25 protein-coding genes are annotated in these 26,797 nt (G+C 40.7%); 9 read left to right on the top strand and 16 right to left on the bottom strand.

All coding sequences use genetic code 11. From position 1 onward, the window contains the following. Nucleotides 1-97: 97 nt before the first annotated feature. Nucleotides 98-1,426, bottom strand: coding sequence for a tRNA (N(6)-L-threonylcarbamoyladenosine(37)-C(2))-methylthiotransferase MtaB (gene mtaB, locus AC1XUO_RS28030; RefSeq protein WP_483333153.1), 1,329 nt, complete (start codon nucleotides 1,424-1,426; stop codon nucleotides 98-100). Nucleotides 1,427-1,465: 39 nt separating this feature from the next. Beyond that, nucleotides 1,466-3,304: an LTA synthase family protein gene (locus AC1XUO_RS28035; protein ID WP_483333154.1), complete on the bottom strand. Its 1,839-nt coding sequence runs from the start codon at nucleotides 3,302-3,304 to the stop codon at nucleotides 1,466-1,468. Between the two features lie 159 nt (nucleotides 3,305-3,463). On the opposite strand from AC1XUO_RS28035, the gene AC1XUO_RS28040 reads away from it, so the two are divergent. After that, nucleotides 3,464-5,650 (top strand): glutamine synthetase III family protein, encoded by a 2,187-nt coding sequence (locus AC1XUO_RS28040; protein WP_483333155.1) that lies wholly within the window; start codon nucleotides 3,464-3,466, stop codon nucleotides 5,648-5,650. Between the two features lie 42 nt (nucleotides 5,651-5,692). Beyond that, nucleotides 5,693-6,241, top strand: a complete 549-nt coding sequence (locus AC1XUO_RS28045) for a hypothetical protein (protein ID WP_483333156.1) — start codon at nucleotides 5,693-5,695, stop codon at nucleotides 6,239-6,241. A 69-nt stretch (nucleotides 6,242-6,310) separates the two neighbouring features. Here AC1XUO_RS28045 and AC1XUO_RS28050 read toward each other — a convergent pair whose 3' ends face one another. After that, nucleotides 6,311-7,321, bottom strand: coding sequence for a glutamine synthetase beta-grasp domain-containing protein (locus AC1XUO_RS28050; RefSeq protein ID WP_483333157.1), 1,011 nt, complete (start codon nucleotides 7,319-7,321; stop codon nucleotides 6,311-6,313). 396 nt (nucleotides 7,322-7,717) lie between these two features. On the opposite strand from AC1XUO_RS28050, the gene AC1XUO_RS28055 reads away from it, so the two are divergent. The 3 genes from AC1XUO_RS28055 (at nucleotide 7,718) to AC1XUO_RS28065 (ending at nucleotide 10,015) form a co-directional block, all read left to right on the top strand. Further along, nucleotides 7,718-8,425 carry an RsmE family RNA methyltransferase gene (locus AC1XUO_RS28055; RefSeq protein WP_483333158.1) on the top strand — a complete coding sequence of 236 codons (708 nt, stop codon included), beginning with the start codon at nucleotides 7,718-7,720 and terminating at the stop codon, nucleotides 8,423-8,425. A 73-nt stretch (nucleotides 8,426-8,498) separates the two neighbouring features. Then, nucleotides 8,499-9,128, top strand: a complete 630-nt coding sequence (locus AC1XUO_RS28060) for a DUF4159 domain-containing protein (protein ID WP_483333239.1) — start codon at nucleotides 8,499-8,501, stop codon at nucleotides 9,126-9,128. A 140-nt stretch (nucleotides 9,129-9,268) separates the two neighbouring features. Continuing rightward, nucleotides 9,269-10,015: an acyl-CoA desaturase gene (locus AC1XUO_RS28065; protein ID WP_235150026.1), complete on the top strand. Its 747-nt coding sequence runs from the start codon at nucleotides 9,269-9,271 to the stop codon at nucleotides 10,013-10,015. Nucleotides 10,016-10,317: 302 nt separating this feature from the next. Here the strand turns inward: AC1XUO_RS28065 and AC1XUO_RS28070 are convergent, their stop codons facing one another. The 5 genes from AC1XUO_RS28070 to AC1XUO_RS28090 form a co-directional block, all read right to left on the bottom strand. Next, nucleotides 10,318-11,691, bottom strand: coding sequence for a sensor histidine kinase (locus AC1XUO_RS28070; RefSeq protein WP_483333159.1), 1,374 nt, complete (start codon nucleotides 11,689-11,691; stop codon nucleotides 10,318-10,320). A 3-nt stretch (nucleotides 11,692-11,694) separates the two neighbouring features. Next, entirely contained in the window at nucleotides 11,695-12,372 is a 678-nt protein-coding gene (locus tag AC1XUO_RS28075; protein WP_235150034.1) for a response regulator, read from the bottom strand. Further along, nucleotides 12,369-12,902, bottom strand: a complete 534-nt coding sequence (locus tag AC1XUO_RS28080) for a 5' nucleotidase, NT5C type (RefSeq protein WP_483333160.1) — start codon at nucleotides 12,900-12,902, stop codon at nucleotides 12,369-12,371. The genes AC1XUO_RS28075 and AC1XUO_RS28080 overlap by 4 nt, the downstream gene beginning before the upstream one ends. Continuing rightward, the gene (locus tag AC1XUO_RS28085) at nucleotides 12,902-14,197 is read right to left on the bottom strand and encodes a dihydrolipoamide acetyltransferase family protein (RefSeq protein WP_483333161.1); all 1,296 of its coding nucleotides are present in this window, start codon (nucleotides 14,195-14,197) and stop codon (nucleotides 12,902-12,904) included. The genes AC1XUO_RS28080 and AC1XUO_RS28085 overlap by 1 nt, the downstream gene beginning before the upstream one ends. Before the next feature lie 72 nt (nucleotides 14,198-14,269). Continuing rightward, the gene (locus AC1XUO_RS28090; RefSeq protein ID WP_483333162.1) at nucleotides 14,270-15,538 is read right to left on the bottom strand and encodes a competence/damage-inducible protein A; all 1,269 of its coding nucleotides are present in this window, start codon (nucleotides 15,536-15,538) and stop codon (nucleotides 14,270-14,272) included. 164 nt (nucleotides 15,539-15,702) lie between these two features. On the opposite strand from AC1XUO_RS28090, the gene AC1XUO_RS28095 reads away from it, so the two are divergent. Together AC1XUO_RS28095 and gldC are read left to right on the top strand one after the other, a co-directional pair. Beyond that, nucleotides 15,703-16,377, top strand: coding sequence for a DUF4197 domain-containing protein (locus AC1XUO_RS28095; RefSeq protein ID WP_483333163.1), 675 nt, complete (start codon nucleotides 15,703-15,705; stop codon nucleotides 16,375-16,377). A gap of 63 nt (nucleotides 16,378-16,440) precedes the next feature. After that, the gene (gene gldC / locus AC1XUO_RS28100) at nucleotides 16,441-16,782 is read left to right on the top strand and encodes a gliding motility protein GldC (RefSeq protein ID WP_090338242.1); all 342 of its coding nucleotides are present in this window, start codon (nucleotides 16,441-16,443) and stop codon (nucleotides 16,780-16,782) included. Between the two features lie 61 nt (nucleotides 16,783-16,843). Here gldC and AC1XUO_RS28105 read toward each other — a convergent pair whose 3' ends face one another. From AC1XUO_RS28105 to AC1XUO_RS28130, 6 genes are all read right to left on the bottom strand, one after another. Next, on the bottom strand, nucleotides 16,844-17,200 hold the full coding sequence (locus AC1XUO_RS28105; protein WP_483333164.1) for an MmcQ/YjbR family DNA-binding protein: 357 nt from the start codon (nucleotides 17,198-17,200) through the stop codon (nucleotides 16,844-16,846). Next, nucleotides 17,197-17,376, bottom strand: coding sequence for a DUF6728 family protein (locus AC1XUO_RS28110; RefSeq protein ID WP_235150040.1), 180 nt, complete (start codon nucleotides 17,374-17,376; stop codon nucleotides 17,197-17,199). The genes AC1XUO_RS28105 and AC1XUO_RS28110 overlap by 4 nt, the downstream gene beginning before the upstream one ends. 28 nt (nucleotides 17,377-17,404) lie before the next feature. Then, a complete protein-coding gene (ispG, locus tag AC1XUO_RS28115) occupies nucleotides 17,405-19,420 on the bottom strand; it encodes a (E)-4-hydroxy-3-methylbut-2-enyl-diphosphate synthase (protein ID WP_483333165.1) in 2,016 nt (671 codons plus the stop codon). A 231-nt stretch (nucleotides 19,421-19,651) separates the two neighbouring features. Further along, nucleotides 19,652-20,734 carry a GHMP family kinase ATP-binding protein gene (locus tag AC1XUO_RS28120; RefSeq protein WP_483333166.1) on the bottom strand — a complete coding sequence of 361 codons (1,083 nt, stop codon included), beginning with the start codon at nucleotides 20,732-20,734 and terminating at the stop codon, nucleotides 19,652-19,654. Nucleotides 20,735-20,737: 3 nt separating this feature from the next. Beyond that, the gene (locus tag AC1XUO_RS28125; RefSeq protein WP_483333167.1) at nucleotides 20,738-21,961 is read right to left on the bottom strand and encodes a sugar MFS transporter; all 1,224 of its coding nucleotides are present in this window, start codon (nucleotides 21,959-21,961) and stop codon (nucleotides 20,738-20,740) included. Between the two features lie 33 nt (nucleotides 21,962-21,994). Beyond that, nucleotides 21,995-23,353, bottom strand: a complete 1,359-nt coding sequence (locus tag AC1XUO_RS28130; protein WP_483333168.1) for a Gfo/Idh/MocA family protein — start codon at nucleotides 23,351-23,353, stop codon at nucleotides 21,995-21,997. A 293-nt stretch (nucleotides 23,354-23,646) separates the two neighbouring features. Between AC1XUO_RS28130 and AC1XUO_RS28135 the strand changes: the two genes are divergently transcribed. Then, a complete protein-coding gene (locus tag AC1XUO_RS28135) occupies nucleotides 23,647-24,063 on the top strand; it encodes a 6-pyruvoyl trahydropterin synthase family protein (RefSeq protein ID WP_483333169.1) in 417 nt (138 codons plus the stop codon). Further along, on the top strand, nucleotides 24,023-24,712 hold the full coding sequence (gene folE, locus AC1XUO_RS28140) for a GTP cyclohydrolase I FolE (protein ID WP_235150050.1): 690 nt from the start codon (nucleotides 24,023-24,025) through the stop codon (nucleotides 24,710-24,712). The genes AC1XUO_RS28135 and folE overlap by 41 nt, the downstream gene beginning before the upstream one ends. A gap of 93 nt (nucleotides 24,713-24,805) precedes the next feature. Here the strand turns inward: folE and AC1XUO_RS28145 are convergent, their stop codons facing one another. Together AC1XUO_RS28145 and AC1XUO_RS28150 are read right to left on the bottom strand one after the other, a co-directional pair. Then, complete coding sequence (locus AC1XUO_RS28145) at nucleotides 24,806-25,735, bottom strand: sugar phosphate isomerase/epimerase family protein (RefSeq protein WP_483333170.1); 930 nt, start codon at nucleotides 25,733-25,735, stop codon at nucleotides 24,806-24,808. A 43-nt stretch (nucleotides 25,736-25,778) separates the two neighbouring features. Continuing rightward, entirely contained in the window at nucleotides 25,779-26,792 is a 1,014-nt protein-coding gene (locus AC1XUO_RS28150; protein ID WP_483333171.1) for a cation diffusion facilitator family transporter, read from the bottom strand. Nucleotides 26,793-26,797 lie beyond the last annotated feature (5 nt).

Genomic DNA, 26,797 nt, shown 5'->3' on the forward strand with positions numbered 1-26,797 from the left:
GTCTTTTTTATATAAGATTTTGTGGGAAAAATATAAAAAGCAATTTGGAGACCGATGTAACTTTGTACCCTGATTGCTAAATGCTTAAAGCTAAAACCTAATGCGCAGGCTCGTAGTTCTCTGATTCCATTACTTCCATTAAACCATTTTCATTCTGAAAAACATATTGAACTTCTTTCGTTTCATTAATTAATAATGGATCATACTTTACAGCAACGCGGATGTAGTTTTCGGTGAAACCAAGCATTTGCCCGTTCTGAATTTCATCTTCAAACAAGACCGTTCCTGTCTTCCCGATCTGTTCATCGTAAAAATGCCTTTTTTTCTTTTCAGAAAGAATATGAAGCATTTTAGAACGCTCGGCTCTTTCTGATTTTGGTACAACCGGTTTAATTGTTGTCGCCAAAGTATTTTCTCTTTCCGAATACGTGAAAACGTGCAGATAAGAAATATCAAGCTCGTTCAGGAACTGATAACTTTCTAAAAACAACTCCTGCGTCTCTCCCGGATGGCCCACGATGACATCAACCCCAATGCAGCAATTTGGCATAAGCGATTTGATCTTCGCTACGCGTTCCACATAAAGCTCCCGTTTGTAACGGCGTCGCATCAATGACAGCACTTTATTTGATCCGGATTGTAACGGAATATGGAAATGCGGTACGAATCGCTTGGACATTGCAACAAATTCAATGACCTCGTCCGTAAGCAAATTAGGTTCGATTGACGAAATCCTGAATCTGGAAATTCCATCAACTTCATCAAGTGCCCTGATAAGGTCAATAAAGGTTTCTTTCCGTTCACCATTCTGAATTCCGAAATCTCCGATGTTAACACCGGTCAGAACGATTTCCTTGACATCTCTTGCGGCGATATCTTTTGCTGCCTTGACAATATTTTCAATAGTATCTGATCTGCTTTTGCCACGTGCAAGTGGAATCGTGCAGTAGGCACACGGATAATCACAGCCATCCTGCACTTTCAGAAAAGTACGGGTACGGTCGTTTAGTGAATAAGAAGTATGATAATCCACAGCATCTTCAATCGGAGATGCCAGTATTTTCGCTGTCTGGTTGGCAGGTTCTTTTTCGAAAGTATCAAGTAATTCTACCAGGCGAAATTTTTCAGCAGCACCAAGCACAGCATCTACGCCAGGAATTTCTGCAATTTCGGCCGGTTTCAGCTGAGCATAACAGCCAATGATCGCAACATATCCGTCGGCATTTATTTTCTGCGCTTCACGAACAATCTTGCGGCATTTTTTGTCTGCATTTTCAGTGACAGAACAGGTATTAATTATAAATATATCCGGCTTATCGTTGAATTCAACTTTTGAATACCCTTTGTGTTCGAACATTCTTCCTATGGAAGAACTTTCAGAGTAATTCAGTTTGCAACCCAGCGTATAAAAAGCAACTTTTTTCATAGTATTGACAATAAGGGTGCAAATTTACACCTTTTCCTTTTAACGCTTCAAATAATCACCAAAAGATGACTGTAAATAGGATTTTCCGTAGCTGGTTTCCACAGCATTCAGATTTCCGCTTTTCTCGGTAATATTCCCGCCAATATTGTCGCGCACAACATATCCGTTCGGTCGCATCCAGCCAAAGCCGTTAGTAAATGCGAAATAGGCAAATGGGACACGATTTGGCATAAATATATCATTGCTCCAGCTAAATGCTTTCGAAGGCAGGTTTAATTGATTTAACACGGTTGAGGCCAAATCAGTCTGGGAACAAAGCGAATCAATGGTAATATTCTTTTTTTCTAGAACACCTCCCAGCCATAACATCGGGATATGAAACTCATTCGGTTTTGTCGCTGGTTTTTCCGGTAGCGGATGCCCGTGGTCGGCCAGGATCACGACCAGCGTATTTGCCCACCACGATTTAGTTTTGGCTTGTTTTATAAATGCACCAATTGAAGCATCGGAATAATGGTGCGCGTTCAAAAACAGATGTTCCTGATCGTTTCCGGAAATTACTGTTTTAACAGGAACTTCAAAAGGTTCATGACTGCTTAGTGTAAAAATTGTAGTAAAAAACGGTTGCTTTTGCGTATCAAGATCCAAGAGTAGCCGGTTCAAAACAACATGGTCATGAGCTCCCCACTTTGAATTCATATCCTTCTCTTCAAAAGCGTTTTTGTCAACAATTGTATTAAAACCTTGTTGTAAAAAATAGGTTTTCATATTGGCAAATTCCGTCTCTCCACCATAATAGAAAGATGTTTGGTACCCGGCATCTTTGAATTGCCTGGGTAAGGAAGGAAGTGAAACCGTTTTGTTTGGAATTTTAATAATAGAAGTAGTAGGCTGGGCCGGGTAACCGCTCAGTATCGCGACCATGCCTTTGTCACTGCGGTTCCCGCTCGCGTACATATTCGTGAACAAAATCCCGTCTTTGGTCAACGCATCAAATTCCGGTGTTATTCCCTGAACACCATTTAGTTTTGAAACAACTTTGGCTGTAAAACTTTCCCAGATAATAACCAACACATTAATTGGCTGGTGGCCGATTTTAATGATCTGCTGGTGAACAGGATTGTGGTGGTATAGGGAAGCAACGGTCTCGTTTGCTTTTTTATCTTCAAAATAAACGAAAGGGTTTTTTTTGCTGTAACCTTCATTGAGAACAGAGCGGCTATAATTCCAGGGAACGTTTACTGCGGCATAATTGGCAAAACTTTTATCAGAAAAAAACACGGTGCTTTCATTCATCGGGGCCAACTGAAATCCGCCGCGGATCGGGATGATTAATGTTGCAGTTAAGAAAACAAAAAGGACCGCAGTGAAAATGGGAGAGGATCTTTCGAAAAAAGGAATTGTCCTTTCCTGAATCGTCATCAGGATTTTAAACACCAGCATATAAAGACCGATCAGCAAGAGCAAAAGAGGTAATATTGGTGCAGCACCCATGGATGCCAGGGCTTCTTTTGGGGTTTTCAAATAAATCAATGAGGATGCATCGATCCGGTATCCCCAGGCTCTGAAAAGTTCAAGATCAAATACGGTCAGAATTACCATCAAAAATGCAACAAATCCGCTAAACCATGCCATCGTATTTTGGTACCAATGCCATTTTATACTCGTTGCGCAAATGAGCAGTGCAGGCATGACTAAGATGTATCCGGCAAAAGAAATGTCCATTCTCAAACCGTGGAGCATGCTTTGTATCAGGAGCTTACTTCCTAAATCGATTGACTTTTGTATATGGTAAGTAAGAAATATGATACGAAAAAGCTGAAAAAACAATATCCAGCATATTCCGTACAAAGCCAGAAATTGAATTCTTTTAAGCATGATAGGGGATATATAATTTACAAAAATCCAAAAAATATATTAAAATTGGGTCGTCAGTGAACTTATAAAATGAAAAATCAGAAAAATTCATGCAGATTTGACGGTTAGTTTGCTGAAATAAATAATTTTGGCAAGAAATACTATAAAATCACCATCCTTATGACATTTCGTTCCAAAGCTTTTGAGATCGCATTAAACCGTGTTGCACCAATATTGACCCCTCCAACTGAGAAGGTGGCTGACCTTTATGGAAGTAACACATTCAGTGACGATGTAATGAGAACTTTACTTTCTCCGGAAGCTTATATAAAAATTTCAAATGCGATCCGATCCGGTTCTACAATAGACAGGGAAGTTGCCGAAGAAGTTTCCGCGGCGATGAAATCCTGGGCAATTTCTAAGGGCGCGACTCATTATACGCATTGGTTTCAGCCACTTACAGGTAGTACAGCAGAAAAACACGATTCCTTTTTCGATCTCACGATTGACGGGAAAGCGGTGGAAAAATTTAAAGGAAGCGCATTGGTGCAGCAGGAACCTGACGCTTCTTCATTCCCAAGCGGTGGTTTGCGTGCTACTTTTGAGGCGAGAGGTTATACAGGCTGGGATCCGAGTTCACCTGCATTTTTAATGGACAACGGAGCAGGTGGCAAAACGCTTTGTATTCCTTCTGTATTCATATCCTACACAGGCGAAGCACTTGATTACAAGGCACCTTTACTGCGTTCTCTGGTTATGCTGGATAAGGCTGCCACTTCGGTTTGTCAGTTCTTTAATCGAGATGTTGATAAGGTAACACCAACCTTGGGCATCGAGCAGGAATATTTTCTGGTTGATAAGGCTTTATATTATGCCCGTCCGGATTTGCTGATGACAGGTCGTACCGTATTTGGACACAGCCCTGCACGTGGACAACAGTTAGACGATCATTATTTTGGATCAATATCGCCGCGTGTTAATGCCTTTATGGTAGACTTTGAATTTGAAGCACTTAAACTTGGAATTCCCGTCAGGACAAGGCATAATGAGGTGGCTCCGGGGCAATTTGAATGTGCTCCGACTTTCGAGGAAGTTAATCTGGCCATCGACCATAATGCACTGCTGATGGATCTGATGCAGAAAATTGGTGAAAAACATAACTTTCAGGTTTTGTTCCATGAAAAACCATTTGCCGGAATTAATGGAAGCGGTAAACATAACAACTGGTCGTTGTCCACAGATACCGGAATTAACTTACTGGCACCAACGACAAAGCCAAAAGAGAATCTCCGCTTCCTGACTTTTTTGCTGAATGTTGTCAAGGCGGTTCATGACCATGCTGACTTATTACGTGCGTCGATATCTTCAGCCGGAAACGAGCATCGCTTGGGAGCGAATGAAGCGCCACCGTCAATAGTTTCTGTATTTTTAGGAGGAGAACTGACGAGTATGCTTGAAGAATTGGTAAATAAGGGCGAAATTACACTTGAAAAGGGAGAGAACTTTTATTACAAACTGGGAATAACCCGCATCCCAAATTTACAAAGAGACAATACAGACAGAAACAGAACTTCGCCGTTCTGTTTTACAGGAAATAAATTTGAATACCGCGCGGTTGGAAGTGCTTTGAATAGTGCTTCTCCGATGATTGTTTTGAATACGATTGTTGCTAACCAGTTATCGGAATTCAAACGTGAAATGGATGAAAGGCTGAGTTCTGGTGAGGAAAAGAAAGTAGCAACCGTGGCGATCCTGAAAAGATATTTTACAGAATCGAAAAAAATATTGTTTGAAGGAAACGGATATTCTGAGGAATGGGTTGAAGAGGCTAGCCGAAGAGGATTAACCAATATAAGCGCAACGTATGATGCGCTTTATGCTTATGTTACGGAAAGTACGATTAAGGCTTTTGAAAAAACAGGCGTGTTGACTTCGCGGGAATTACATGCGCGATATGAGATTGAGCTTGAAAATTATGTTAAAAAATTACAGATAGAATCACGTGTAATAAGTGACCTGGCTCTGAACCACGTCGTCTCTACGGTTGTAAAGTATCAGTTTAAGCTTGCGCAGACGGCCCGGGCTTTAACAGACCTTGAAATGTTGGAAGAGGCTGAGCCGATTAAAGAAATTATCAAGGATATTTCGTCCCATGTGGTGGTTATCAAGAAGCTGGTGCATGAAATGACGGAAAGGAGAAAGGTTGCTAACAATGTGGAAGATTTGTACGAACGTGCGAGAATGTATGGATCGGAGGTCAAAGGTTTTTTTGAAGAGATCCGTTACCACGTAGATAAACTTGAATTATTAATTGATGATGAAGATTGGCCTTTGGCAAAATACCGCGAAATGCTATTTTTAGAATAATTTTACCGATTGCTTAAAGGAACAATAATCAAATTAAAAACTATGAATCCGGGATTCGATCCAGAAGAAATTGCACAGCTTAAACGGGAATGTAAAGCTGAACGATTGAACTTTGTGTATGTGACAGACGAGTTCGAAGACGAAGAAGAAAATAATGAACATGCCCACATTCAGTTTGTCGGATATTACAAAGACAAAGAGGTGGTTTATGACGCATTAATTTATACTTTAAGATTACATCATTCGACATTGGTCTATGATGCGGCACTCGAAAGACTGAAACTTCAGATGCCTGATTATATTTCACCTGACGAAAGAGAAGAAGGTGATGTAGTTGATTTCGAAAAGGATGAAGAGGCGGAGATTCTGCTTACTGAATTCATTGAAGAAATCGAAGAAAATGAAGAGATCAGCGTTCGGGAACACGTTGAAGTTGACGATAAATTCGACTACGGCATTGGTCTGGAAGTTGGTTTGAACAAAACAGAAATAAATGAAAAGGTCATAAACGATTTTATAATTCGCTACAATTCCGGACGGTTACAGCTTGATCCAAACGTTTATTCTTTTACAACCGAAGACGAAGAGTAGTTTTAAAATATATTGATAATAAAAAAACCACCGAAAGGTGGTTTTTTTATTATCAATAATATGTTTCTCTTAAAGAGCTCCTTTTACAGTTTTGATGATACGAGCCGCTACTTTGTACGGATCAGCCGCTGAATTAGGGCGACGGTCTTCAAGGTATCCGCTCCATCCTTTTTGAGGAACAAGAACCGGAATACGGATAGAAGCACCACGGTCAGAAACTCCGTAGCTGAAATCATGAATACTAGCCGTTTCATGTTTTCCTGTCAAACGAAGGTGGTTGTCTGCTCCGTAAACTTCGATATGTTCTTTAACAACAGGACGGAAAGATTCGCAAACTTTGTCGAATACTTCTTTGCTGCCGGCAGTTCTCAAAGCAGTGTTTGAGAAGTTAGCGTGCATACCGCTACCATTCCAGTCAAGATCACCCAAAGGTTTGCAATGCCAGTTGATAGAAACACCATATTTCTCACCGATACGTTCCAATAAGTAACGTCCCAGCCAGATTTGATCACCAGCTTCCTTTGCACCCTTAGCGAAGATCTGGAATTCCCACTGACCTGCTGCAACCTCTGCGTTGATACCTTCAACGTTAAGACCTGCATCAAGACAAGCGTCCAAATGTTCTTCGATAATATCACGGCCGTATGCATTTTGTGCACCTACTGAGCAGTAGTAAGGGCCTTGTGGTGCTGGATATCCGTTTGCCGGGAATCCAAGTGGTTTGTTTGTTTCAATATCCCAAAGGAAATACTCCTGTTCAAAACCGAACCAAAAATCATTGTCATCATCTTCGATTGTAGCTCTGCCGTTTGTAACGTGAGGTGTTCCATCAGCGTTCAAAACCTCGCACATTACCAGGTAAGCATCTCTACGCTGAGGATCCGGGATAATGTAAACAGGTTTCAAAAGACAGTCAGAAGAACCGCCAAGCGCCTGTTCGGTAGATGAACCATCAAATGACCAGTTGCTGCAATCTTCCAGTTTACCACTAAAGTCGCTTTCGATTTTCGTTTTGCTGCGTAAACCTTGGGTTGGCTTGTGGCCATCCAGCCAAATGTATTCCAGCTTAGATTTTGACATAATAATACTAGATAAAGTGGTGACGAATTGATATTACGACACAATATTAATGCTAAATTGTATTTCTAAAAAATAAAATCTAGGAAAATTTAGTCAAATACCGAATATAATTGTGTTTATGGTAGTATTGTCAGTAAATAATGCATTATTTCAATAAATTGGGCTCGGATTTAAAAATAAACCTTTCAAAACGCAATTTTTTAATTACTTCGAAAATGGGTTATTATATTATCAGAAATAATTAAAAAAATTGAAAAAATACAAAAAACAGGATTTTTCACGTGGCTTGACAATTCTTGGTATTGTCACTTTTTGTATTTAAGTGAATACATAATATTTACTTACATTTGACAAATCGATATAGGTGATCAGTATCATCAAAAAAAAATTATTTTTATGCATTTGTTTTATCAGCCGGATACCAGAATTCTTGAATTAGACGAAGAAGAATCACGGCATTGTACGAAGGTGTTACGGCTCTCGACTGGTGATACTATTCATGTAACAGACGGGAATGGCCTTTTACATAAATGTCGTCTTACTATTGGAAAGAAAAATGTCACATATGAAAAAGTCGAATCCATACATGTTCCGAAAAGATCCTATTCCGTAAATATAGCCGTTGCACCGACCAGAAAAGCAGAAAGAAATGAGTGGATGGTAGAAAAAATGACAGAAATGGGCGTGGAGCGGATTGATTTTATCGTCACTGAACATACGCATAAAGAAACGGTTTCACGCGTTGTAAATCTTGGAAGATTGAAAAGAATTGCCGCGTCCGCTATGAAACAATCGCAGCAATATTACATGCCTGAAATTTCGATCGTTACGGCTTATGATTCTTTTATAAAAAATTCAAAAGAAAAAACCCGGTTAATCGCATACGTTCCGGACAATCATCTTACGGAACATGTTGTGAAGAAGGTAATTAAAGATTCGGATACACTTTTGTTGATTGGGCCCGAAGGAGATTTTACCCCGGAAGAGGTTTTATTGGCAACCGAATATGGATTTGAAGCAGTCTCTCTTGGAGCAACGCGTTTGCGCACAGAAACTGCCGCTGTTGCAGGCTGTCACGCCATTAATCTGGCACAACTATTATAACTGTTTTCCATAAAAAATTGGATGAATTATGATACGGAGCATTTTCAAGACTACGTTTTATATTTTGATTTTCATGCTGATATCCTTCACAGGAAGTCAGGCGCAATCGTCACTCAAAATTGCAAAGCTGAAATATGGCGGAGGAGGGGATTGGTATGCGAATAAAACCTCTTTACCGAACCTGATCAGCTTCTGTAATTCCGAACTGAAAATGAATATCAATCCGGCCGAAGATGTTGTGGAAGTAGGTAGCCCGGATTTATTCACCTACCCATTTGTTCATATGACAGGTCATGGAAATGTTGTTTTTACAGATGCAGAGGCTAGAAATCTACGAAACTATCTTTTATCAGGAGGTTTTTTACATATAGATGATAACTACGGCCTGGATCCTTTCATTCGTCGGGAAATGAAAAAGGTTTTTCCTGAATTATCTTTCGTTGAGCTTCCTTTTGATCATCAGATCTACCATCTCAAATATAATTTTACTAATGGCCTGCCGAAAGTACACGAACATGATGGTAAGCAACCACAAGGTTTCGGTTTGATTTATCAGGGACGATTATTATGCTTTTATTCTTTTGAAACCGATCTCGGAAATGGCTGGGAAGATCAGACTGTTTATAAAGATCCCGAAGAACTGAGGAGAAAGGCACTACAAATGGGAGCTAATTTACTCGATTATGCATTTACTATTTTGTAATATTCTAAGTTAGTAATAGTACTTTAAGTGCATTGTAGAATGAATATAAATAAGTCGATAAATAAACGCTGAGTATTATGGAATTTAGAGTTCTTGGCATTATTTTTGTGTGATAGTCGTTTTTAACATTACACCTTTTCATGTATATAGTTCTTGCCGTATTTGTTGTACACTGGTATTTATCTCTTTTTTGCCAAACATTCTTTTTGCACCGTTATTCTGCTCATAAAATGTTTATCATGAGCAAACCATGGGAACGGTTCTTTTACCTGCTAACTTACCTGTCGCAAGGTTCCTCTTATCTGAGTCCGCGTGCTTATGCTATATTACATCGCATGCACCATGCTTTCAGCGACACCGAAAGAGACCCACATTCTCCTCACCATACAAAAAATGTCTTTACCATGATGTGGGAAACGAAAGATATTTACAATGCGGTTCTGAACCGTAAAAGAGCGATAGAAACACAATTCGAGCGTAACTACCCGGAATGGAATTTTATTGAAAAACTGGGTGATTCGTGGTTGTCCAGAGCGGGATGGGCGATCCTTTATTCTGCTTTTTATATCCTTGCTTATCTATACCTTGATATGCACTGGGCATTTTTCTTCCTTTTGCCGATACACTTTTTAATGGGGCCAATACATGGAGCTATTGTGAATTGGAGCGGTCACAAGTATGGGTATCAGAATTTCGACAACGATGATAAATCTAAAAACTCATTGATTTTTGATTTCCTTATGATGGGAGAATTGTTTCAAAATAATCATCATAAACGTCCTAATTCAATCAACTTCGGCTCAAAATGGTTTGAGGTTGATCCAACGTATCCGGTAATTAAGATGCTTAACAAGCTTAAAATTATTGAGATCAGAAAGAAGAATTAAAAGAAAAGATTTGTATTCAGAAGCAGTGGGCGGCGGTCGTTCACTGCTTTTTTATTTATGAACCAGTATCAGCAGTTTCAAGTTTAGAACACCGAGATCGAGGAAATCTCCACGTGAATAGAAGCAATGGGTACAAAAAAACTTTGGCAGGTGTGAGATACACCTGCCAAGTTTGCTTATTAACACCACAAAAAATGAAATCTAATTTTACGCGTTCGATCTTATTGGTCTGACGCTTAAAAGAACAATACAAATAAAAGATGTAATGCTTAAGAAGAGCTTAATAATAAATTAGAATTTACTTAGAGGCGTGAGAAATGTAATATAAAGGTGGTCCCCTTCGGCAGATTGGTCTGAATAGAGACATTTCCGTTGTGCAGTTTAACAATTCTCTCAACCAGTGAAAGCCCGATTCCGTACCCTTTCACATTTGCCGTATTGTCTCCCCGGTAAAATGGCTGAAAAATAAGACTTTGATCCTGCACTGGAATTCCCTTGCCGCTATCGGAGAATTGAAGAATAAGCTTTTTCGCGGATGCCCGCAGTGTAATTTTTACGGTTTGGTTCCCGGAGAATTTGCAGGCGTTGTCCATCAAATTTAAAAACGCAGTTTTTAGCAAAGTCGAATTTCCCGCGATTTCAAGCCAGGCGTCGTCTTCGGGTAGTTCTTCCAGATCGACCTGAATATTATAGGTTGGATTGGCCTGACCGAGCCCTTGCCGACAATCCCAAAGCAGATCATCAATACGAACAATTTCAGTTAAAAGATCACGCTGGTCTTCACTGACTTTTGCCAGTTCCAACAATGTGTTGGAAAGTTGTGCCAGCTCCTGAATGTCTTCTAAAACTGATTTTATCGTAATTTTATATTCCTCCGGGCTCCTTTCTTTGAGCATACTCACTTCAAGTTGCGACCTGATTTTGGTCAGCGGATTTTTAAGTTCATGAGAAACATTGGCCACAAAGATCTTCTGCATTTGAAAAGCCGTTTCAATTCGGTCCAGAAGTTTATTGAATGTCGTTGACAGCCGACCAATTTCGTCTTTCTGGTTTGGTATGTCTAGACGGATATCCAGTCGTTGTGGGAGAATTCCTTCTACGGCATTCATTACTTTGGAAATCGGGCGAAGGGCGCGTTTGGCAAATACCCATCCGGCAAGTCCGACGATGATCACGACAATAAAAAATATTACGGTCAGCAATGTTTTTAAATTGGAAAGATTCGCCTGTCCGTATAAATCCTGGGCGCCGAGCATCACAACGGCGCGTGTAAAAGGATATTTATAGTAAAGTCCGACTACCTTATAATCGCCATCCGTGTAACGTATTTGGCCCGACTTGCGGATCTCGTCAAGCCAGTAATTGGATACGTGAATTGATTTAGTTTGCGCAGTAGTATTTGTGTAGATAAGCCTGTTTCGCTCGTCAAAAATCAGAATATTCTCGTTATATATAAGATCCCGGTTAGACCCCTCAAAAGCTCTGAGGACTTCCGGGTTCACTTGTGGCACCGTGGAAAGAAGTTCAGTTGTTGACCGCGCCTTTGATCTTAGCCGGTCATAGAAATCTTCTGTAACATTGTAGTAAGTAAAAAAGTAAATTGCAAAAAATGTAACCGCCAAAATACCGCTTACCAGTAGCAGGAATTGGATTGTAAGACGGGTACGGATTTGCATATTTTACTCAATTTTAAGCACATAGCCCATACCAAACTGGGTATGAATAAGTTTTACAGGATAATCCTTATCGATTTTTTTACGCAGATAATTTACATAAACCTCGATAACATTTGTTCCTGTGTCAAAACCGATATCCCAAACCTGTTCTGCGATTTCCACTTTTGAAATAACGCGTCCCTGATTCCGGATCAGGTAAACAAGCAGATTAAATTCTCTGGCTGTCAGGTTAATTTTGTTATCAGAACGATGAACCGTTTTGGCATCCATCGATACCTCCAAATCTGCAAATCTGAGAATCTGGGCGGTTTGCGATATCGTTGAACCGCGTTTTGTGAGTGCTCTAACACGCGCCAGCAACTCTTTAAATTCAAAAGGTTTAACCAGATAATCATCTGCACCAGCGTCCAAACCGGTTACTTTGTCGTCCGTTGAACCTAAGGCAGTCAGCATCAATATTGGTGTTTCATCGCCCCAATGACGAATTTCCCGACAAAGTTCAATACCGTTGATGCCGGGAATGATGATATCACTAATGATCAACTGATAGCCGCCCTTTTTTGCCAGTTGTTTTCCAATCAGGCCATCGTATGCAATATCCACCTCATATCCGTTTTCTTCAAGTCCCTGTTTCAGGGATTGAACAGTTTTCGGTTCGTCTTCTATCAGTAATAATCTCATTTATTTGGTAAAAATAATTCAGCAACTTCTTTCCAGTTCGCTACTCTGCGATGTGATTTATCGTGTAGGTTATGTGTTGCCGAAAATAAAATTCCTTCTCCTTTGAAAGCATCAAGATTCCGGACCTGGTCATCGATCAGATAGTCAGAATGAATGATACTTTTGTGGCCGCAAAAGACAATATTGGACCAGGGGATGAAATCAAAATGTTTTTGTAACCAGTCAAATTTATCCTTAAATGAGTTGGGAAATTCCATTGCAGCCGTGGCAACGTAAATTTCGTAATAATGTGATAGTTTATATATAGTTTCCCTGGCGTCCTGCTTCACCTCGATATCCGCAAAAAAACCGGGCTCATTCATTATTTTCCTGAGCCGGGTCAATTGTTTGGGATGAAGCAGTTCCCTGATGGGAGTTGAAACAAAATCTTTTTCAAATAACGTTGTATTGAATTCTTTCAGGATAATGCTGACCAGCTTCTTGTGTGTGTCGGCCATCACATCATCCATATCAAGTGTTAATCTCAGCATTATAATAACGTTCTGTGAGCATCATAACCTTCAAGATAATCCGATACTCTTTTCAAAAACATTCCACCCAGGGAGCCATCAACCACGCGATGGTCATAGGAATGAGAAATAAACATAAGGCTTCTGATTCCTAATAAATCACCTTGCGATGTTTCGATAACAGCAGGTTTCTTCTTGATTGCACCAAATGCCATGATCGCTACCTGCGGCTGGACGATGATTGGTGTTCCCATAAGATTTCCAAAAGCGCCAATATTTGAAACTGTATAGGTTCCTCCGGCCAGGTCGTCAGCTTTTAATTTATTTTCACGGGCCCTTTTCGCAAGTTCATTTACTTTCTTTGCAAGTCCCGCCAGATCATATTGATCTGCATGGTGGATAACGGGAACAATCAAATTCCCATCTGGCAAAGCAACGGCCATGCCAATGTTAATATCTTTTTTCTTCACGATATTGTCACCTTCCACAGATATGTTGATCATAGGAAAATCCTTGATCGCTTTCACAACGGCTTCGATAAGGATAGGCGTGAAGGTGATGCTATCACCGGATTTTTTCCTGAAATCATTTTTAACTGCCTCGCGCCATTTGACAATCGTAGTCATGTCAGATTCTATAAAAGAAGTAACGTGCGCTGAAATGCGTTTTGACTCGATCATGCGCGAAGAAATCATCTTACGCATCCGGTCCATTTCTATAATTTCAGATGTTCCTTTGGCCGCAGGTGCTTTTGCCGGAATGGCTTCCTTTTTTGTCCCTTTGGTGCTTAGATAAGAAATGATGTCGTTTTTGGTAACGCGGTTATCAGCACCCGTACCTTGAATACTGGCCAGTTCCTGGGCATTTAAATTTTCCTCACGTGCGATGCTTAAAACCAATGGTGAGTAAAAAGTATTCGAATCAGCATCGCTTTTTAAAACGGCTAGAGAAGTTTCTTCAGTTGTTCTGTGAACTGCCTTGTGTATATCTTTTTCAAGAAAAGCCACAGCGTCAAACTCCGGAGCTTCAATATCCAGCACCGGCTCAGAATCGCTACTTTCCTGATCAACCCCATCTTCTACCTGAAATTTAGCGACCGGACTTCCGATTGCCACAACGTCACCTTCCTTAACCAGCCATTCCGTTAACACGCCAGAATAAGGGGAGGGAACTTCGGTATCTACTTTATCAGTAGCTACTTCCAAAACAGAATCGTCAGCCGTTATAGCGTCGCCAGATTGTTTCAGGCGCGTTAGAACGGTGCATTCCATGATACTCTCACCCATCGGGGGCATTAACATTTCAACTATTTTCATATTTTTCTATATTTCATCCCAAACTTCCAGCCCCTCGATACGAATACTATATCTACAAATAAAAATAAAATATCAGATTTTTTCAGCTACCGTTTTTAAGATTGATTTTCTCAGAAGGTTTAAAACGTAGGAAGAAGTCAGCTCGATATTTACCTTCCTGATACTTCTCAACGTTAACAACTGCGTGACGGTTTCAGTTGGCGTAGCGCATGCAATCCACACCGTTCCGACTGGTTTTTCAGGCGTGCCGCCATCAGGCCCCGCGATTCCGGTAGTTGATATGGCATAAGTTGTGTTCAAAACTTTCCGGGCGCCTTCTGCCATTTCCCTGGCTGACTGCTCACTAACTGCGCCAAAGTTTTCTAATGTATCTCGTGAAACACCGAGAACATTCATTTTAACCGCATTGCTGTAACTAACTACGGATCCCTCAAAATATTGAGAAGATCCCGGAATACTGGTAAGCTGACTGGCAACAAAACCGCCCGTGCAACTTTCTGCTGTTCCGATCGTCGCATTCCTCTCTATTAATAACTTTCCGATCACCGATTCAAGTTCATCCGCATCATAACCGAACACAAAATCCTCTATTAATGGAAGCAAGGAATCAATCTGGGCTTTTAATTCGGCATCCAATATTTTCTGATTATTTCCCGTGGCAGTCAGGCGCAATTTTACTTGTCCGAAATGTGGTAGGTAAGCCAGTTTAATATGAGCGGGCAGCGCATTTTCCCAATGTTCAATCGTCTCTGCAAGAAAAGATTCGCCAATTCCAATCGTCCGGATAATTTTATGCTGAATAATATTGAAGGAAAAGCGCTCTTTCAGTCTCGGCAGAATAGCGTGCTCCATCAGACTTTTCATTTCATAAGGAACACCCGGAAGCGAAACGTAGATTACGTTATCTTTTTCAAACCACATTCCAGGGGCTGTTCCCCAGAGATTTGGTATGTAAGTACAGTTAGTCGGCAGCGCAGCCTGCTGAATATTTAGTTCAGTCATTTCACGGCCTCTTTTTGCAAAAAACTCCGTTACCAATGCCAGCGCATCTTCATTTATCTTTAATTCAGAACCAAAATATTTACAAAAAGTATGTTTTGTGATGTCATCTTTTGTTGGTCCAAGACCGCCGGTCACAATAATTACGTCCGCTCTTTGACTTGCTTCGGTCAAAGCCGATATAATATCTTCCTGAAGATCGCCAACCGAAGTTTTACGAACGGGCCGTATTCCAATGTTAGTAAGTTCAGAACCAATCCATTGCGTATTTGTATCTGTGATTTGTCCAAAGAGAATTTCATCACCGATGGTAATAATTTCGGCCCTGATAATGGGATTCATAAATGCGATTGAGGTTGAATTAAACCGTTTATTTTTCCAAAAATAAGTAAAATTAATCGTTATTGATTACGTTTGAAACATAGTGTGAATTAAACAGAGTAACTCTAATGTATAAAAAAATAACGTTAATAATCTTTTTTGTGGTATCATCAAGCTGTGCTTCAATGGCTCAGTTCAATCTCGGAAAGGTGCTGGACTCATTTAAAAAACCAGAAGGCAATACTTCATTGTCCGAGGGAGATATTGTTAAAGGTTTGAAAGAAGCATTAACCGTCGGAATCAGCAATGGCTCAGCAGAAGCTTCAAAAACGGATGGTTTTTTTAAAAATGAACTGATCAAAATTGTTGTTCCGCCGGAGGCACAAAAAGTGGCTGAAACGTTACGTAAGCTGGGTTTGGGGAGTGAGGTGGATAAATTTACGCTGTCGTTGAACCGCGCTGCCGAAGACGCAGCTAAAAAGTCAAAGCCGATTTTTGTGAAGGCGATTACTTCCATGACGATCACGGATGCTGTCAGTATTTTGAAAGGGGAGGATGACGCGGCAACAAAGTATCTGCAAAAAACGACGAATAAGGATCTTTATGATACATTTTTCCCGGTTGTGGACAGTACATTAAATCTGAACAAGGCGACGCAGTATTACGGCGATATGGTGAAAACTTACAACGCGATTCCGTTGGTGAAGAAGGTAAATCCTGATCTGAAATCTTATGCGACGCAGAAAACGATTGATGGTTTGTATCTTCTGATTGCTCAGGAAGAAAAGAAAATCAGAAAGGATCCGGTAGCCAGGGTAAGCAGTATTTTAAAAACTGTTTTCGGTCAATCGGGAAAGTAACGAACCTGAAATTGTCAGTAATTGTTACTTTGTCTTACTTTTGCGAAAAATATTAATCCTTTTATGAAAAATTCTGAGATACATTTCACCGTAGAACTCGACAATCAAAACATACCTGAAAAGATTCATTGGAACGCTACTGACAATCCAAACGAAGGAATTAACGACACACGTGCCATTGCCATTGCGGTCTGGGATCATTACCACAGAGGTACACTCAAAATTGACCTTTGGACGAAGGATATGGAAGTGTTCGAAATGAAAAGGTTTTATATCGAAATCATGAGTGGCATCGCAGATACATTGCTTACCGCGACTAACGATAAAGTGATGGCAGACGCCATTGAAGGTGTTTGCGAAACATTGAGCAAGAAGTTGGACGAGGAGATGAAGGCGGCGAAGTAGCTTAGTGTGCATGAGTTATAAAAATAAAAGCGATCGACGAGATCGCTTTTATTTTTATAACTCATAATTCTTTCAAAGCACTCTTGTCCTTTTTTGGTAAGCTATCAACAACCAGCTCATAAGAATCTTTAACCCAGCTGAATAAAAGTTCAGATGGAACGCTTCCCGTGATATACACCGTATTCCAGTGTTTTTTATTCATGTGATATCCCGGAACTACATCAGGATATTTCTCTCTTAATTCTTCTGCTATCTCCGGATCACACTTGGCATTAAACTGCGCTTTTGATCCGTCAATGGGTGTTAACAGGAAAACTTTTCCCATAACCTTGAACACCAGCGTATCCGGCCCGAAAGGAAGTTCTTCCGTAACTCCAGGGAGTTCCAAACAAAAATCGCGAAGGGTTTCAAGGTTCATCTTGTAAAAGCGCGTACGATCATTACAATTAAACAAAACAGGAACATGATAATGGAAATCCGGTTGATTCCATGCATCATCCTTAAATTAAATGATGTAGGATCATTTGGGTTTGGCTTCTTGAATACCCGGACGAAGTAATGAAACACGTCTCCAAGTTGAAAGTACTTTTTCATATCAATGATTTTTAAATATGAGATTCGATTAAGAAAGATTGTAGGTTTCGTCCATGCCGGGTTCAATCCATCGACCGTCTTCACGAATAAGTTCTATTAATTCATCAACGGCTTTCGCGGCGGTAACTGAGCGCTTGATCACTTCCTGACCACGGTATAAAGCAATTTTATCTTTACCCATCCCGACATAACCATAATCCGCATCAGCCATTTCTCCGGGCCCGTTTACGATACAGCCCATGATACCAATCTTGATCCCTTTCAAATGCTCTGTATGTTTCCTGATCATGGCAGTTGTTTCCTGCAGATCGAACAAAGTTCGGCCGCATGATGGACATGAAATATATTCTGTTTTGGACATTCTGGTTCTTGCCGCCTGCAAAATTCCAAAGGCGATGCTGTTGTAGGCCGCCGCTGATTGAAGTTTTTGTTTATGTGAAAGCGGATATTGAAAATCGGGAGAAAGTAAAGTTCCGTCGCCAAAACCATCAACCAGTAATCCTCCTATATCTGTTGCTGAATAAAGTGTGAGGCTGTCGCCAAGATCTGTTTCATAAGTACGCTGGATAATCACCGGCGTTTTTATTTTCATTTCGACCAGCCGGTAAAAGAAACGTCTCATCTCCGGCATTGCATGGTGATTTTCTGAATGGATCAGCAAGACAATATTGTTTGCAAACCGAATTTCTTCAAGGAATTCAACCGTAAAGTGATGTATTGTTCCTTTAATAAAATTCAATTGTAAAGAACGCTCCGACTGATCACAACTTTCCCATTCCTTGACGGTAAACGACGGGAATTTATTTAATTTATCTCCCTGGCCAAGCCATTGTTTGAAATCAATAATTTCTTTCAATCCATTTGGAAGCATGAAAGGGATAGGCTTTTGTCCGGAATAAATAAAATCAGCACCCTGATCATTCATCGCCCATTTATCAGGAACGGGCAGGAAAAAGTGTCCAATACTTTTCAAATCTTCATGTTGTTCTACTGAAAGGTCGGAGTAATCTGCAATGACGCGGGGAACATTTAGTCCGCCGATATTATAAACCTCCTGCGTTTCTCTTCTTGTATACTGAAATGGATTAATCGGACAGCTTTCAACAGGGTCGATAGGAGCGTGCGGAGCGCGGTGTTCGTAGCGTTCCACCAAGGCCCTTGCAACCGGGGCTTCCTTTTCCGGCGCTTCTGTTAATGAAACACGGACAGTATCCCCAAGCCCATCCTCCAAAAGTGTCCCGATTCCGACAGCAGATTTTATTCTTCCATCCTCAGCTTCACCTGCTTCGGTCACACCCAGATGTAACGGATATGGTTTTAAACCTTCCTGATCCAGTCTTTGAACCAGCAAACGATAGGCTTCCACCATCACTTGCGTGTTGCTGGATTTCATCGACAGGGCAATGTTGAAATAATTAAATTCCTCGCATATTCGTAAAAATTCAAGCGCAGATTCAACCATTCCTAACGGCGTGTCGCCATAACGACTCAAAATTCGGTCGGATAAGGATCCGTGGTTTGTGCCTATGCGCATGGCCGTTCCATATTCCTTACAGATTTTTATCAGTGGAATAAACTTTTCACGGATGCGTTCAAGCTCGGCGGCGTAGGAAGCGTCAGTATAATCGATTACTTCAAAACGTTTTCTATCGGCGTAATTTCCGGGATTAATCCGAACTTTTTCAACAATTCGCGCGGCAAGTTCTGCCGCATTTGGCGTGAAATGTATATCTGCAATCAGAGGAATGAAAATTCCTTTTTTATGCAGACCATTACGGATATTTTCAAGATTCTGCGCTTCCTTAACACTTGGCGCCGTGATACGGACATACTCACAACCTGAATCGACCATGCGAATTACTTCATCAATCGAGCCCTGAGTATCCATCGTGTCCACAGTGGTCATGGACTGAATTCTGATCGGATAATCAGAACCCATCGGGATGTCGCCAATTTTTATGGTAATTGTTTCCCTGCGTTTATATTCCGTCAGAGAAGGGCAATAAATATTCAGTTTATTTTCAGGCGCTGTCAGGATGGACATCTTAATTTGTTGTTTTGCCAAGGCATTTTCAATTATGCCAAAATAATTTTACTCCTATCTGGATGATTCAGAATTTCTCTAAATCAAGGTACAAATTACACAAATCTAAAACACAAATGGAATTACAATCGTGCATTTAAGTCAAAATCAGAAAGATTCTTCATAAATAAAATCGGCCTGAAAATTAATTTCCAGGCCGATCTTTACTATTCAAACTTTGTAGCTTTCTTATTAATCTTCGACACGACTTCCGGAATCAATATTGATGATATAACTTTTACCTCCTGCTTTTTCAATGGCCTCCGCTACTTCCTCTGCTTTTGTTGGCGCATAAACAAACATACAGCCACCACCGCCAGAACCATTAATTTTCCCTCCCAATGCACCAGCAGATAGCGCCGCATCCATCATAAGTTCAATTTTAGGTGTAGAGGTACGCTTGTGATCGCGTAGATTTTTGTAATGTTTGTATAACAATTCTCCCAAATTTTTATCGAACTCGCCCGAATTTCCCTCGGCAATATTTTGAGACAGAAGATTTTTCCCTTTTAAAAGAATGTCACGATCATCGACATTGGCTTTCAAAAGGCTGAACTCATCCGGGGAAAGTACTTTTTTGTAATCAGAAATCTGCGCCAGCTGTGTTTTGAAAATTGAAAAATAAGGATCAAACTGTGTGACTTTTTTAATCACGTCTTCCATTCCGTAACGGCACCGTGCTAAAATCCCCAAAGTATCTTTCGGTTCCAAAGAGTCTCCAAGGACAAATGTGCCTAATTTCGGTGTGAGTGTTTCAACATAAATCTGAGGCTGAGATTCGAGATAAATCACGTTTCCGATTGCTGTTGAATAATGATCCATCATTCCTCCCGGCTCGCCAAATTCAAGAACCTCTGCCGCGTTGGCAATTTCTCCCAATTCCTTTAATGAAAAATGGAAAGGATTGTCACTCATTTTATCCAGAAAATGTGCCCAGGAAACGATCAGTGCCGAAGAGCTTGATGTGCCCGAATTAATCGGAATATTTCCATGAATGACACAATCAAAACCTTTGGAAAAACTTAGCCCTTTTCTTTTTAAGACGTTAATGGTGCTTTTGAAATAATCCCTTTGAATGGTATAAGGAAAAGTCTCGTTTAAAGAAAACGAGACTTTCTGGTCCAGGTCAGGAAGATTAAGGATAATCTGATCATCATTTCTGTGAGCTCCATCGATACTAATCCTCCTTGAAATGGCAGCAGCTATCACCGGAAGTCCAAGATAGTCCTGGTGTTCCCCGAAAAAACAGATGCGGCCCGACGTTGAGATTCTCATGAACTACCAGCTTTTCTTCTTGTGGCCCACCAGACCAAAATATAAAATAAATAAGTAAAGTGGTAACATTAACCAATATGCTTTTTGCGTGCTTCCGATTGAATCAGCAATTCCTCCATAAATAAGCGGCATAATAGCACCACCTGAAATACCCATAATTAAGAGGGCAGAGGCTGTCTTGGTAAATTTGCCTAAACCGCTTAAAGCAAGTGGCCAAAGTGCCGGCCAGATCACTGCGTTAGCGAAACCAAGAACTGCAATACATAACACCGAAGTAAATCCAGAAGATACAATGGCAACGATAGTCACTACTACACCGACTACGGCTGAGAACATTAAGTAGGATTGCTGAGAAACATATTTAGGGATAAGGACAATGCCTAAAACATATCCGAACATCATCGCTGCCAGGGTGTATGTACCGAACAAACGAGCTTCTTCTTCGGCAAATCCAAGAGAAACGCCATAATTAATAATCGTGTCTCCGGCGATTACTTCAACACCTACGTAACAAAACAAGGCGATAACACCAAACACAAGATTAGGAAATTGGAAAACGCTGGTTTTTTCAACAACGACTTCGTTAGAAGTTACAACGTCGTCTTCCTCCTCGCTTACTTCTACCAATCCTTTTGACATCTTAATGAGTAACGCGAGTCCGACAAGAACTGCGGTCAATACAATATAAGGGAAAACTACTTTATCGAGCTCGTCCTTGGGGTCGGCGGAAGATGCTCCGGCTAAAAGCAGGCCTCCGATTACAACCTGGCTTATAATGCCGGCAGTTTTGTTCGCGATTCCCATGATACTGATTCTCTGTGCAGCACTTTCACGCGGACCAAGGATTGTAACATAAGGATTTGAAGCGGTTTGTAATAATGTCAAACCAATACCAATTGTGAATAATCCGGCAAGGAACAAAGGGTAAGAAGCCATTTCCGCAGCTGGAATAAATACGATTGTTCCAACCGCCATAATGATAAGTCCGAGTGACATACCGTTTTTAAACCCAGTTTTTCTCAAAACCCATGAAGACGGAAGTGCCATGAGCGTGTAAGAAATGAAAAAGGCAAACGTAACAAGATAAGAGCTTGTATTGTCAAGACTGAATGCCTTCTTAAAAAATGTGATAAGCGTACCATTCACCCAGGTTACGAAACCCATCACAAAAAATAATACGCCAACGATGATTAGGGGGCCCAGGTAGTTATTGTTCTTGTTGTTCATTTAAAAAGTGGTTAAGGGTTATTTCTTGTAAAATTAAAATTCATCTGTCAGGCCGAAAATTGGTTTATTGTTTCTCCATTTTCCTCTTGTAAAATCAGGGATTTCTACCGACGAGCTTCCGCGGGCAACCGATAATTCTGAAAGCGGACTTATTGCGCTCCATACTGCTGCATCGTAAACATCAATCGGTGGAGCAACTTGTCTTTTTACGGCTTCAATAAAACCTCGGAAAACGAAATAATCGATTCCGCCGTGACCAGCGTTTTCGGCTTCTTTTTCATGTTTTTTCCAAAGTGGGTGATCGTATTTTTTTAGGTATGGCGCATCCGGTTCTGCTTCATGATGTTTCGGAGACACATTTTCGAGATAAATGCTGTGTCCGTCGTTCATCCATATACCTTCCGTGCCTTGTGCCCGGAACCCAAGCGAATAATGCCGGGGAGCATTGGTATCATGGATCAAAACGATATTCTCACCATTGTGGCATTGAATTACGGTGGTCACCACATCACCCAACTTAAAATTTACTTTGGCATTCGGATGTTTTTCACCGCCGTGATCCACAATATACTTGTGTAAACCGCGTGATTTTGTGGAAGTTGATGTGAGATAATTAAACTTATTACCGCGGTTGATATTTAACCAGTGCGCAACCGGGCCCAAACCGTGTGTTGGGTAAATATCTCCGTTGCGGTCTACGGAGTGCTGTGTACGCCATTTGGCTTCTGAGTACCCTTTCTCTCCGAATTCGACGCCGAAGCCTTCGTTGCTTTTGCCGTTATTCAGTTTTATTCCGCGCAGATCGTGTTGGTAACCACAATGCGCGTACGTCATTTCTCCAAAGATTCCTTCCCGGACCATTTTCAGAATTGCCATCACATCCCTGCGATAACAGACGTTTTCCAGGATCATGCAATGCGAACCTGTTTTTTCATAAGTATCGACAAGGTCCCATGATTCCTGTAAGGTCACTGTTGCAGAAACTTCCACGGCTGCATATTTTCCTGCATTCATCGCAGCGATTGTCATGGGAACGTGCCAATGCCAGGGTGTTGCGATCAAAACAGCATCCAGGTCGTCCCGTTTTACCATATTGAGAAAATCCTCGTCGCCTTTGGAATAAATGGCTGGTTCTTTTCTGCCCGCTTTACTTATTAAATCCTTTGCAAAATTAATGGAAGCCGAATCGATATCACAAATTGCGTTCACCTCAACATCGGCGCGGTAGAGTGCTTGCTGAAGATGGTTCCGGCCACGAAGCCCTACACCTATAAAACCGATTCTAACCTTATCTCTGCTTTTCTCTATATTTTCTCCGGATAGAATCGAAGGCATCATGCCCGTTGCAGTTCCGGCCAAAGTCGCTTTGTGAATAAAATTTCGTCTATCCATAAAATGCCTACGAAAAATATTATAAGGTTTAGGTATTTGTACTGTAACCGCGCAAGATACGACCAAATACCATATTTTTAAATTATTTTATTAATTAAAAAATATTTTGAAAGAAATGCTTTTAAGATCGATTCAGGATAATATTACCAAATTTTGAACATTTTGAACCAATAATGTGTTGGTAAAAAAGTACGCTACGATGGGTAAAAAGGATCCCGCCCGACGGCTTTAAGTGTGTTGGACACATACTTTGTTACGACATTTAAAGCAAATTTTTAACGTTATCATTATCTATGGCTCATAAAGTGGCTGTGTTCCGTAAGGAACACTTCAATGCGGCTCATCGACTCAATAATCCGGCATGGTCGGACGAAAGGAACGAAGAGATTTTTGGCAAGTGTAACAATCCGAATTTTCATGGGCATAATTATGAACTTATCATTCAGGTGACAGGGGAATTGAATGAAGAAACGGGCTATGTGATCGATATGAAAGCATTGAGTGTGCTGGTTAAAGAACACGTTCTGGACCGGTTTGATCATAAAAACCTGAACGTTGATGTTGAAGAATTCCACCATTTAAATCCATCAGCTGAGAATATTGCTGTTGTCATATACAACATTCTCAGACCAAAAATTGATGCAGAGCATGCTCTGAAAATTAGATTATATGAAACAGAACGGAACTTTGTTGAATACCCGGTCGATTGAAAATTTTGATATCGAGGAGATTGGTGATGAGCATCTTCTTTCTTCTATTGAAACTCCCATGCGCCCCGATGCATTTGCGTTGGAAGACGATGTGAAGATTGAACTGATCGAGAAACATTTTCGCCATATTATGGAGATCATGGGTCTTGATCTGACAGATGACAGTTTGCAGGGAACTCCAAAAAGGGTTGCAAAAATGTATATCAAGGAAGTTTTTAGCGGACTAGATCCTAAAAACAAACCGAAGGTTACATTGTTTGATAACAAGTACAAATATAACCAGATGCTGGTTGAAAAGGATATTGCGGTATTTTCCAATTGTGAGCATCACTTTGTTCCGATTTACGGCAAAGCCCACATCGCATATATTTCCAGCGGAAAAGTAATTGGTTTATCCAAACTGAATCGCATCGTGGAATATTTTTCACGACGCCCTCAGGTTCAGGAAAGGCTGACTGTACAGATTGCCAATGAGCTGAAAATAGCTTTACAGACTGAAGATGTGGCGGTTGTTGTTGATGCCAAACACATGTGTGTGCAATCGCGCGGCGTGCGTGACGCGGGAAGCTCAACGGTCACTTCTTATTATGGAGGCAAATTTGAGGAGGAAGCTACCAGAAAAGAATTTCTGGCATACCTGGGCATGTAATTATCAAATTCCTGATTAAAATCAGGGCTTATACAAAATAGTTGAAAGTGATATGAATGCCGGCATTCTTCCACTTTCAACTATTTTTTTAATTTAAACTAATGGTCCAAGTCTTTCCAGAAGTGCTTTTGTTGCCTTTATTCCTTCGCGTTCAGATAGTTTGCTACCTTCGTACTCAATTCCTGCAATACCCTTAAAGCCACTGTCTTTTACAATTTTAAGGATTTTTGTGTAGTCGGTTTCGATACAGTTTCCTTTTTCATCAAAGTCGTACGTTTTTGCACTCACCCCTTTTGCAAACGGCATAAGTTCTTTTGTGCCCTGGTAACGGTCATAAGATTCTTCGCATTCGAAACTTCCCTGTTTTCTTTTTATACAGAAGTTGCCAAAGTCCGGAAGCGTTCCTACATTTTTCATGTTTACCTGCTTCATGACGCCCGATAACCATTTACCATTTGAAGAAGCGCCACCGTGATTTTCAACGATTATGTTGATACCGGTTTTTTTGGCAAACTCTCCAAGTTTTCCTAAACCTTCCACAGCCGCTTTCGCTATTTCTTCATCACTTCCTTTTCCAAACGCGTTCACACGGATCGTTTTGCAGCCCAGATATTTCGCACATTCTACCCATTTGTAGTGGTTTTCAACTGCTTTATTGCGAACCGCAGCGTCAAGTTCACCAAGACCACCTTCGCCATCGATCATGATAAGGTTATTGGTTACGCCATTGTCTTTACATCTCTGCAAAAGTTCGTTCAGATACGTTTTATCTTCTGCCTTATCCTTGAAAAACTGATTCACGTATTCGACGATAGAAATACCGAACTCTTTTTTGGCAAGTTCAGGAAAATCCATGTTAACGATCTTTTTTGCGAACAATTCCTTATGCAGCGACCATTCAGCCAGAGAAATTTCAAAGAACATTTTTTTTGCAGCAGATTCTGCAAGAAGGTCCGTAATAGTTGTTGCTGCAAGTGCGGTTGCACCGGCCTTTTTTAGGAAATCACGTCTTGAAAAATTCATTTTCGGTTAGAATTTAGATTTAGATATTTGAATTATGAATTGGTTATACTCTGAGTTTTAACTGGGCTTCTTCGAAAAGTTTTTGGTTTTTAACAAGATTTACGGCATCCCAGTCAATCTCCTGAACAAAGGGAAATTGCCGGACGGGGCAATTATTCATTTTACAAAAATAACAACATTGCGGAATGCACGGGTCTGCATGAACGAATATCTCCGTTTCGCCAGTATGATTGTCTTTCAGGATATTTTCAAATTCATGAATTGCTTCATGCGCCTTCTGTAATTCCCAATAGTATGGTAACGTAAGGTGACAGTCGATATGCAGGTCGGAACCGTATTGCTGAACCCGTAGGTTATGTACATCAACCCAGTGGTCTTTTCGGTTATCCTGCATGGAATGTACGACTTTTTTCAGGAGTATTTCGTCGGTTGCATCCATCAGCCCGGCGACAGATTTGCTTACAAGCTGAAAACCGCTGTAAGCAAGAAATAATCCGAACAATAATGAAGCAGCGCTATCAATCCAGATTTGACCGGTTATCAAAATCAGCCCGACACTGACTATCAAAACGACGCTGCTGATGCTGTCAGAAATTAAATGGCGGCCGTCGGCGGTCAGAGCAAGTGAATTCGACCTTTCGCCTTCCTGAATTAATTTATAACCAATCATTGTATTGACTATGATCGTGACGGCAATAAATAATGCGCCTTGACCCAGGTTTTGAATGGGCGTCGGTTCCATCATTCGTTTAATGGCTTCAACAATGATGAAAATTGAAGCGATCACAATCAGGGCACCTTCAAAACCTGCAGAGAAAAATTCGATCTTTCCATGTCCATAAGGATGGTTCCGGTCTTTGGGCAGGGCCGATAGGTAAATGCTGTAAAATGCAAAACCGCTTGCGATGACATTGATAATCGATTCGAGCGCATCGCTTAAAATTGCGTTGGAATCTGTAAGGAAATAAGCAAAAAACTTCAAGCCCGTCAAAACGATACTTGCTATAAAAGATAGCAGAATGAGACGTTGTTTACGCTTATTTTGGTTTATTTGCATCACTT

The organism is Dyadobacter sp. HNCC25DJ186 (assembly GCF_056895235.1).